The organism is Brevundimonas sp., assembly GCF_016463485.1.
In the GTDB taxonomy this organism is placed as follows: domain Bacteria; phylum Pseudomonadota; class Alphaproteobacteria; order Caulobacterales; family Caulobacteraceae; genus Brevundimonas.
The window spans coordinates 1-8,173 of sequence record NZ_JAEMRD010000144.1 but is presented as its reverse complement, the minus strand read 5'-3'; the positions used below and the strand labels follow the sequence as shown (position 1 = coordinate 8,173).

At 68.2% G+C, this 8,173-nt stretch carries 13 protein-coding genes and 1 tRNA gene; 12 read left to right on the top strand and 2 right to left on the bottom strand.

The features are described 5' to 3' along the window. Positions 1 to 242 precede the first annotated feature (242 nt). From murA to JHC99_RS15695, 8 genes are all read left to right on the top strand, one after another. Positions 243 to 1,547 carry a UDP-N-acetylglucosamine 1-carboxyvinyltransferase gene (gene murA / locus JHC99_RS15730; RefSeq protein ID WP_292155429.1) on the top strand — a complete coding sequence of 435 codons (1,305 nt, stop codon included), beginning with the start codon at positions 243 to 245 and terminating at the stop codon, positions 1,545 to 1,547. Further along, a complete protein-coding gene (locus tag JHC99_RS15725) occupies positions 1,537 to 2,049 on the top strand; it encodes a DUF2948 family protein (protein WP_292155428.1) in 513 nt (170 codons plus the stop codon). Before murA ends, JHC99_RS15725 begins: the two co-directional genes overlap by 11 nt. Next, positions 2,046 to 2,522 carry a UPF0262 family protein gene (locus tag JHC99_RS15720; RefSeq protein WP_292155426.1) on the top strand — a complete coding sequence of 159 codons (477 nt, stop codon included), beginning with the start codon at positions 2,046 to 2,048 and terminating at the stop codon, positions 2,520 to 2,522. The genes JHC99_RS15725 and JHC99_RS15720 overlap by 4 nt, the downstream gene beginning before the upstream one ends. A 103-nt stretch (positions 2,523 to 2,625) precedes the next feature. Next, on the top strand, positions 2,626 to 2,847 hold the full coding sequence (gene infA, locus JHC99_RS15715; protein WP_271144945.1) for a translation initiation factor IF-1: 222 nt from the start codon (positions 2,626 to 2,628) through the stop codon (positions 2,845 to 2,847). A gap of 12 nt (positions 2,848 to 2,859) precedes the next feature. Beyond that, complete coding sequence (locus JHC99_RS15710; RefSeq protein ID WP_292155424.1) at positions 2,860 to 3,438, top strand: nucleoside triphosphate pyrophosphatase; 579 nt, start codon at positions 2,860 to 2,862, stop codon at positions 3,436 to 3,438. Then, a complete protein-coding gene (locus tag JHC99_RS15705) occupies positions 3,438 to 4,484 on the top strand; it encodes an RNA-binding protein (protein ID WP_292155422.1) in 1,047 nt (348 codons plus the stop codon). The genes JHC99_RS15710 and JHC99_RS15705 overlap by 1 nt, the downstream gene beginning before the upstream one ends. Before the next feature lie 2 nt (positions 4,485 to 4,486). After that, on the top strand, positions 4,487 to 4,678 hold the full coding sequence (yacG, locus tag JHC99_RS15700; RefSeq protein ID WP_292155420.1) for a DNA gyrase inhibitor YacG: 192 nt from the start codon (positions 4,487 to 4,489) through the stop codon (positions 4,676 to 4,678). 75 nt (positions 4,679 to 4,753) lie between these two features. Continuing rightward, a tRNA-Phe gene (locus JHC99_RS15695) sits at positions 4,754 to 4,829 on the top strand. A 109-nt stretch (positions 4,830 to 4,938) separates the two neighbouring features. Here JHC99_RS15695 and JHC99_RS15690 read toward each other — a convergent pair. Continuing rightward, positions 4,939 to 5,721 carry a thiazole synthase gene (locus tag JHC99_RS15690; protein ID WP_292155417.1) on the bottom strand — a complete coding sequence of 261 codons (783 nt, stop codon included), beginning with the start codon at positions 5,719 to 5,721 and terminating at the stop codon, positions 4,939 to 4,941. A 116-nt stretch (positions 5,722 to 5,837) separates the two neighbouring features. On the opposite strand from JHC99_RS15690, the gene JHC99_RS15685 reads away from it, so the two are divergent. After that, a complete protein-coding gene (locus JHC99_RS15685) occupies positions 5,838 to 6,002 on the top strand; it encodes a type II toxin-antitoxin system Phd/YefM family antitoxin (RefSeq protein WP_292155415.1) in 165 nt (54 codons plus the stop codon). Positions 6,003 to 6,004: 2 nt separating this feature from the next. Here the strand turns inward: JHC99_RS15685 and thiS are convergent, their stop codons facing one another. Beyond that, positions 6,005 to 6,202 carry a sulfur carrier protein ThiS gene (thiS, locus tag JHC99_RS15680; RefSeq protein ID WP_292155414.1) on the bottom strand — a complete coding sequence of 66 codons (198 nt, stop codon included), beginning with the start codon at positions 6,200 to 6,202 and terminating at the stop codon, positions 6,005 to 6,007. A gap of 104 nt (positions 6,203 to 6,306) precedes the next feature. On the opposite strand from thiS, the gene aroQ reads away from it, so the two are divergent. The 3 genes from aroQ to JHC99_RS15665 form a co-directional block, all read left to right on the top strand. After that, positions 6,307 to 6,774, top strand: a complete 468-nt coding sequence (gene aroQ / locus JHC99_RS15675) for a type II 3-dehydroquinate dehydratase (protein ID WP_292155412.1) — start codon at positions 6,307 to 6,309, stop codon at positions 6,772 to 6,774. A 20-nt stretch (positions 6,775 to 6,794) separates the two neighbouring features. Then, complete coding sequence (gene accB / locus JHC99_RS15670; RefSeq protein WP_292155410.1) at positions 6,795 to 7,298, top strand: acetyl-CoA carboxylase biotin carboxyl carrier protein; 504 nt, start codon at positions 6,795 to 6,797, stop codon at positions 7,296 to 7,298. A gap of 1 nt (position 7,299) precedes the next feature. Next, positions 7,300 to 8,173: biotin carboxylase N-terminal domain-containing protein (locus tag JHC99_RS15665; protein ID WP_292155409.1), on the top strand; the 874-nt coding region annotated here is incomplete at its 3' end.

The window sequence follows — 8,173 nt, the reverse complement described above, 5'->3', positions numbered from 1 at the left end:
CGCCCCGCCCCCCGCGCGGTCGCCCGAACAGGCGGCCAAGGCCGCCCGGCTGGCCTCGGCGCTGCGCGACAACCTGCGTCGGCGCAAGGTCGCGCATCGGCCGCCGAGCCGTCCCGGCAACTGAAAGTCATCCGGCAACGGCCGTCTGGGCCTTCCGCTGGACCCTACGGCCGCGCTAGATAGCCGGCCTTTCGTCGGACCTCTGGCCCTTCCGCCCTCTGACGATCCGAATCAGGAACGACATGGACAGCATCGCGGTACAGGGCGGAACTCAGCTCTACGGGGAAATCCCGGTCAGCGGCGCCAAGAATTCGGCGATCAAGCTGATGGCCGCCACCCTGCTGACCGACCAGCCCGTGCGGCTGACCAACATGCCGCGACTGGCCGATACGAAATTCCTGGGCCAACTGCTGCGCCAGTTCGGGGTGACGGTGACCGAGTCGGACGGTGCCGACGGCCAGCAGACCGTGTTCGACGCAGGGTCGATCACATCGACCTTCGCCCCCTATGATCTGGTTCGCCAGATGCGGGCCTCGTTCAACGTCCTGGGGCCGCTGCTGGCGCGCACGGGCCATGCCAAGGTCTCCCTGCCGGGCGGCTGCACCATCGGAGCCCGGCCGGTCGATCTGCACATCGACGCCCTGTCCAAGCTGGGGGCCTCCATCGAGATGGACCAGGGCTATGTCTCGGCCATGGCACCGAAAGGCCTGCGCGGAGCCGAGATCGAGTTTCCGTTCGTCTCGGTCGGTGCGACCGAACACACCCTGATGGCCGCCGTCCTGGCGCGCGGCACGACGGTGCTGAAGCGGGCGGCGCGCGAGCCGGAGATCGGCGATCTGGTCCGCTGCCTGATCTCCATGGGGGCCAAGATCGAGGGGGTGGACACCGACACCCTGACCATCACCGGCGTGACGTCGCTGACCGGCACCGACTGGGCCGTCATCCCCGACCGGATCGAGATGGGGTCCTATGCCTGTGCCGTGGCCATGGCGGGGGGCGACGTGCGCCTGACGAAGGCCCGGCCCGAGCTGATCGACGCCCTGACGGATCGCATGATCGAGGCCGGGGTCGAGGTCACGCCGACCGAAGACGGCGTTCGGGTCAAGCGCGACCGGTCGCAACGGCTCAAGGCCGTGGACGTTCAGACCGAGGTCTATCCCGGCTTCGCCACCGACCTGCAGGCACAGTTCATGGCCCTGATGACGACGGCGGACGGTGTGAGCACCATCCACGAGAACATCTTCGAGAACCGCTTCATGCACGCCCCCGAGCTCGGCCGGCTGGGGGCCCAGATTGCCGTCCACGCGGGCGAGGCCAAGGTCACCGGCGTCGAGTGGCTGCGTGGCGCCCCCGTCATGGCGACCGACCTGCGCGCCTCGGTCAGCCTGGTGATCGCCGGCCTGGCCGCCGAGGGCGAGACCACGATCGGCCGGGTCTATCATCTGGATCGCGGGTTCGAGCGGCTGGAGGAGAAACTCGGTGCCTGCGGGGCCGAGATCCGCCGTATCCACGGGCCGCCGGTGGAAGGCCCCGCCGATGAGCACTGACAGCGACGTCCAGCCCGCCGCGCCGACCGACGCCGAGGTCGCGGCCCAGGTCGAAAGCACGAAATCCGGCGCTAACGAGCCCCTGCGCCTTCTGGCCGAGGACGCCGAGGACCTGGCCATCATCTCGGCCGCGCTTCAGGACGCCATCCTGAGGCCCGCCGACATCGTCTGGGAGCGACCCGCGCGCCGCCTGACCCTGACCCTCAGCCGCTTCTGCTGGGAATGCGGCGGTACCCGGGTGATGGCGGCCATGCAGTTCGGCGATGTCCTGGCGGTCAAGTCGCGGGGCCTGCCGCGCCTGCCTGACGCCCCCCTGGAACTGCTCGCCATCGACTTCGAGGAGGGTGAGGCCCCGGGCGGCAAGGTCACCCTGATGTTCGCGGGCGGCGGCGACCTGCGGGCCGAGGTCGAATGCCTGGACGCCGTCGTCGCCGACCTGTCCGACCGCTGGGAAGCCCGCGTCGCCCCCACCCATCTCGATGGCGAGGACTCCCAATCATGAGCGAACACCGCCTGGCCTCCATCACCCTGGACGCCGCCACCCTTCCGGCCGCCACCGCCGAGATCGAGCACGAACGCCGCGTCGCCATCTTCGACCTGGTCGAGAAGAACAGCTTCGAGCCCGCCGGATCCGATACCGGCCCCTATGCCCTGGCCCTGTCGCTTCAGGACAATCGGCTGGTCTTCGACATCGCCGGTCAGGGGGCTGCAGAGGGCTTCGCCCGAACCTATGCCTTGTCGCTGACGCCGATGAAGACGGTCCTCAAGGACTATCTGATGATCTGCGACAGCTACTATGAGGCCCTGCGCGGCTCCTCGCCCAGCCAGATCGAGGCCGTCGACATGGGCCGCCGCGGTCTGCACAACGAAGGGGCGGAACTGCTGAAACAGCGTCTCGAAGGCAAGGTCGTCGTCGACCACGAAACGGCGCGGCGGCTGTTTACGCTGGTGTGCGCCCTGTATCGGCGCGGCTGAACTCGACTTCCCCCCCATCTTCGTGCATTAGCCGCCCCTTCTTACGGCTCGCGCTTCGCCCGGCGCGGGCCCAGATTCGTATTCACGGGGCGTGAGAGGCCGCATGGCTAAGGAAGAACTGCTCGAGTTTCCCGGTACGGTGTCGGAATTGCTTCCGAACGCGACCTTTCGCGTGACCCTCGAGGAAGGCGGCCACGAGATCATCGCCCACACCGCCGGCAAGATGCGCAAGAACCGCATTCGCGTCCTGGCCGGAGACAAGGTGCTGGTCGAGATGACCCCCTATGACCTGACCAAGGGCCGCATCACCTACCGCTTCAAGTAAGGACGGGCTCGCGTGAGCCGTCCCGAACTGGTGCTGGCCTCGGCCAGCCCGCGCCGCATCGAACTGCTGGCGCTGATCGGCATCACTCCCGATCGCATCGACCCCGCCGACATCGACGAGACGCCGGGCCGCGACGAGACCCCGTCGCGGCTGGCCGCCCGCCTGGCCCGGTCCAAGGCCGAGGTCGTCGCCGCCCGCTCTTCGGGCGCTGTCGTGCTTGCCGCCGACACGGTCGTCGCCGTCGGTCGCCGCCTGCTGGAAAAGCCCGCCGACGAGGCCGAGGCGACGAATTTCCTGACCCTGCTGTCCGGCCGCAACCACCGTGTCTTCACCGGCGTCGCCGTGGCGACCGGTGAGCGGACCATCCACCGCGTCGTCGATACCCGCGTCTCTTTCAAGGTGCTGTCCCCGCCTGAGATCGCGTCCTACGTCGCCGGCGGCGACTGGCGCGGCAAGGCCGGCGGGTACGGCATCCAGGGTCCTGCGGGAGCCTTCGTGACCCGCATCGTCGGGTCTTATCCCGCCGTCATGGGCCTGCCGCTGTTCGAGACCGTCAACCTGCTGGCCGGCGCGGGCTGGCGGCGTCCCTGATGCCCGAAATCGAGGTCTTCCTCGACGAACAGCCCGGAGAGACCCGGGGCGTGATCGCGCGGGACGGCCGCTTCGAGACCCTGCTGATCCAGCGTGAGACCGACGACCCCACACACCGACTGGGTGCCCGTGCCATCGGCCGGGTGGTCGAGGCCGACCCCGGCCTGGGCGCCGCCTTCGTCGACCTGGGCGGCGAGCCCCCCATGGGCTTCCTGCCCTTCACCAAGGCCGGGCCGCTTCGTGTCGGTCAGGCCGTCGAGGTCGCGGTCGTCGCCGAACCGCGCGAGCGCAAGGGCCCGGCCCTGCGCCTGATCGGCCCGGCCGAAGGCGACCCCCGGCTCCTGACCCCCGGCGCATCCGTCGCTGACGATCTTGCCCGGCTCGCACCCGGCCTCCCGGTCCAGACCGGTGTCGCCGCGATCCAGGCGTCCTGGGACGCCGAGGAAGAGGCGCTGGCCGACGGCGACTTCTTCGCCGAGATCGGCCTCGACCTGGCGGTCCAGCGCACCCGCGCCCTGATCGCGGTCGATATCGACTATGTCGGCCTGCCCGGCCGTGACGGACGAAAAGGCAGGGCGGCCGCGAACCGCCAGGGCCTCGTGCATGCCGCCCGCCTGATCCGCCTCAAGCGCTGGGGCGGACTGGTGGCCATCGACCTGATCGGAGCCGGTCATGACGCGGCGGTCGTGGCCACAGAGGCCAGGGCGGCCTTCGGTGCCGACCCGGATGTCGCCCCGGACATCGCCTACGGACCGCTGAACCGATTCGGCGTTCTCCAGTTGGCCCTGCCGTGGCGTCGGGCCCCGCTGGAGGACGTCCTGAACGGCTGGGATGGCCGCCAGACTCCGCTCACCCGGACCCTGGACATCGTGCGGCGACTGCGTCACGCGATCCTGTCCAACACCAAAATCCCGCGCCTGGTCATGCACTGCGCCCCGGCCGAGGCCGCTCTTGCCGCACCGCTGGTCGCCCGTCTCGGTCCTCGTGCGGGACTGAAGCCCGATCCCGGCGTTCTCCCCGGACGCAGTGAAATCCATGAGGCCTGACCATGGCGACCTGTCCGATCTGCAAGCGGCATCCAGCCGCCGCCGAATACCGACCCTTCTGTTCGCGCCGCTGTGCCGACGTCGATCTGGGCAAGTGGTTCAGCGGCGGATACGCCATCCCCGTCCGCGACGACGAACCCACGGATGATGCGCCGTCCGGCTCCGGATTGCATCAACGCGGCGAAGACGACTGAACGACGCTGGACACCCCGGATCGGCTCGATTATAGACCCCGCTCCCGCGACGGCCATGCCTCGCCGGATATGTGCGCCTGGGTAGCTCAGTTGGTAGAGCAGCGGATTGAAAATCCGCGTGTCGGTGGTTCGAATCCGCCCCCAGGCACCATTATCCCTCCTCAACCGTACGACGGTCCCAGCCACAGCCGCAGCGCGCAATCACCTCTGCGTTTGGGCCCCTTCGTGCTCGGCCCCCTCTGCACCCGGGATGGGAGCGGTCAGATCAAACCCGCCATCGGCGAGGACGGGTCGGCGTACATCCGTCTGGGCATCCGCCCGGCCAGATAGGACTGCCGGCCGGCGATGACGGCGTGCTTCATCGCCGACGCCATCAGGATGGGGTCTTTGGCCGCCGCGATGGCGGTGTTCATCAGGACGGCGTCGCAACCCAGTTCCATGGCCACCGTGGCGTCCGAGGCCGTGCCGACGCCGGCGTCGACCAAAACGGGCACGGTCGCCTGTTCGATGATCAGGCGGATGTTGACCGGGTTCTGGATTCCCAGCCCCGAGCCGATCGGGGCGGCGGCGGGCATGATGGCGGCGGCACCGGCCTCCTCAAGCCGCTTGGCCATGACCACGTCGTCGGTGCAGTAGACCATGACGTCGAAGCCGTCCTTCACCAGCATCTCCAGCGCCCGCAGCGTCTCGATCATGTCGGGATACAGGTGGGCGGTGTTGGACAGCACCTCCAGCTTGACCAGATCCCAGCCACCCGCCTCGCGCGCCAGCCGCAGGGTCCGCACCGCGTCCTCGCCGGTGAAACAGCCGGCGGTGTTGGGCAGGAAGGTAAACCGGTCGGGCTTCACATGATCGACCAGCATGGGCTGCGAAGGATCGCTGAGGTTCACGCGGCGCAAGGCCACGGTGACGATCTCGGCCCCCGCAGCCTCGGCGGCGGCGGCGTTCTGGGCATAGTCGGCGTATTTGCCGGTGCCGACGATCAGGCGGCTGGAAAAGGTGCGGCCGGCGACGGTCCAGGTGTCGGAAGGAGCGGAGGTCATGGCCGTATCTAGTCCGCTGCGGCGATTGATGCGAGCCGACTCGGATGATGTATCGACGATTGCGCCTTGGATGGGCGGAAGCTAGCTTGCCGTTGTTCAACTCATGGTGAGCGCCGGTGAAAACCTACGATCTTGAGTACGCCAGGGCAAATCTGTCTCGTCTGGTGGATGAGGCTGCAAGTGGTGAGCCGTTCATTGTCGCCAAGGACGGCAAACCTCTCGTGACCTTCGCCCCCTGTGATTTCTTCGAACCCGAGGTTTCGCCAGCGCCGGAGGTCTGACCTCACCCCCCGCCGACGAAGACCACCAGTTCGATCCGGTCGCCCTCGGCCAGTGCGGTCGATCCATGCAGGGACCGGGGGACGATCTCCAGATTGCGCTCGACGGCGACCTTCCTCGGGTCCAGGGACAGTTCCTCGACGAGGCCCAGAATCGTCCCGGCGGCCACGTCCCGCGTATCTCCGTTGACTTGAACGCGCATACCCTTACGTCACCTTTCAGCACCCGACTTTGATCTTGGCCGTGCGTCGGTTACAAGGCCGCCCGATTCCTAGCGACCCCGCACCAAGGCCCGACCGGAACCCGATGCCCCAACCGGCTGTCATCTACGTCCTGAACGGCCCCAACCTCAACCTTCTGGGGGTGCGGGAGCCGGACATCTATGGTCACGAGACCCTGGCCGACGTCCAGGCGATCTGCGAGGCGGCAGCTGACGGTTTCACGATCGTGTTCCGACAGTCCAACCACGAGGGCGAACTGGTCGACTGGATCCAGGAGGCCCGCACCGAAGCGGCCGCGCTGGTCATCAACCCGGCCGCATACGGCCACACCTCGATCGCCATGCTGGATGCGGTCAAGGCCCTGTCGATCCCCGTCGTCGAATGCCATCTGTCGAACCTGTTTGCCAGGGAGGCCTTTCGGCACCATTCCTTCATCACCCCCGCAGCGTCCGGCCTGATCGCCGGGTTCGGTGCGGGCAGCTACGACCTGGCCGTCCGGGCCGCCGTGAAGCTGGCGCGGGAACGCCGCGTCGCGACGGACCGTTCGGTCTAACAACAAAGAGGCTCACCCCCATGGCCGACGCCAAACCCCTGAAGAACGATCCCGAGATCGACGCCGCCCTGGTGCGCCAGCTGGCCGACATCCTGAACGACACCTCCCTGACGGAGATCGAGGTCGAGCGCGGCGAGCTGCGCATCCGCGTGGCACGCGAGATCACCGCCGCGCCGGTGATGCAGTATGCGGCGGCTCCGGCCCAGGCCGCGCCCGCCCCGGCCCCCGTCGCGGCGGCCGCACCGGCCTCCATGCCGTCCGACCCCGCCACCATCGTCGCCAAGTCGGGCGAGCCGGTGAAGTCGCCGATGGTCGGCACCGTCTATCTGCAGGCCTCGCCCGAGGCCCCCGCCTTCATCAAGCCCGGCGATACGGTCAAGAAGGGCCAGACCCTGCTGATCATCGAGGCGATGAAGACCATGAACCCGATCCAGGCCCCGCGCGACGGCGTGGTGGCCGACATCCTGGTCGGCGACGCCCAGCCGGTCGAGTACGGCGAAGCCCTCGTCCTGCTCGAGTCCTGAGATGTTCACCAAGGTCCTGATCGCCAACCGCGGCGAGATCGCGCTGCGCATCCATCGCGCGTGCAAGGAGATGGGCATCTCCACCGTCGCCGTTCACTCCGAGGCCGATCGCGGTGCCATGTGGGTGCGGCTGGCTGACGAAAGCGTCTGCATCGGCCCGGCGCCGGCGGCCAAATCCTATCTGAACATCCCCTCGATCATCGCGGCGGCCGAGATCACAGGCGCCCAGGCCATCCACCCCGGCTACGGCTTCCTGTCCGAAAATGCGCGCTTCGCCGAGATCGTCGAAGCCCACGGCATGACCTTCATCGGGCCCAAGCCCGAGCATATCCGGGTCATGGGCGACAAGATCAGCGCAAAACAGACGGTGCTCGACGCGGGCATTCCGTGCGTGCCCGGTTCGGCCGGTGAGGTCGAGACCATCGAAGCGGCCATTGAGGCGTCCAGGACCATCGGCTTTCCCCTGATCGTCAAGGCGGCGGCGGGCGGTGGCGGGCGCGGCATGAAGGTGGCCCTGACCGCCGACGATCTGGTCGAGGCCGTCCAGACCGCCCAGTCCGAGGCCAAGGCCGCCTTCGGCAACGGCGCGGTCTATATGGAGCGCTATCTTCAGAAGCCGCGCCATATCGAGATCCAGGTCATCGCCGACAGCCACGGCAATGTCGTCCACCTGGGCGAGCGCGACTGTTCGCTGCAACGGCGTCACCAGAAGGTGCTGGAAGAGGCCCCCTCGCCCGCCCTGTCGGCCGAGGGTCGCAAGGCCATCGGCGAGACGGTCAACAAGGCCATCGCCGCCATCGGATACCTGGGCGTCGGCACGATCGAGTTCCTGTGGGAGGACGGCGAGTTCTTCTTCATCGAGATGAACACCCGGC

Bases quoted from the DNA above. Each gene is read 5' to 3' on its own strand.
- accB (WP_292155410.1), top strand. From the start codon at position 6,795: ATGGCCGACGCCAAACCCCTGAAGAACGATCCCGAGATCGACGCCGCC.
- murA (WP_292155429.1), top strand. From the start codon at position 243: ATGGACAGCATCGCGGTACAGGGCGGAACTCAGCTCTACGGGGAAATC.
- JHC99_RS15690 (WP_292155417.1), bottom strand. From the start codon at position 5,721: ATGACCTCCGCTCCTTCCGACACCTGGACCGTCGCCGGCCGCACCTTT.
- aroQ (WP_292155412.1), top strand. From the start codon at position 6,307: ATGCCCCAACCGGCTGTCATCTACGTCCTGAACGGCCCCAACCTCAAC.
- thiS (WP_292155414.1), bottom strand. From the start codon at position 6,202: ATGCGCGTTCAAGTCAACGGAGATACGCGGGACGTGGCCGCCGGGACG.
- yacG (WP_292155420.1), top strand. From the start codon at position 4,487: ATGGCGACCTGTCCGATCTGCAAGCGGCATCCAGCCGCCGCCGAATAC.
- JHC99_RS15720 (WP_292155426.1), top strand. From the start codon at position 2,046: ATGAGCGAACACCGCCTGGCCTCCATCACCCTGGACGCCGCCACCCTT.
- infA (WP_271144945.1), top strand. From the start codon at position 2,626: ATGGCTAAGGAAGAACTGCTCGAGTTTCCCGGTACGGTGTCGGAATTG.
- JHC99_RS15705 (WP_292155422.1), top strand. From the start codon at position 3,438: ATGCCCGAAATCGAGGTCTTCCTCGACGAACAGCCCGGAGAGACCCGG.
- JHC99_RS15725 (WP_292155428.1), top strand. From the start codon at position 1,537: ATGAGCACTGACAGCGACGTCCAGCCCGCCGCGCCGACCGACGCCGAG.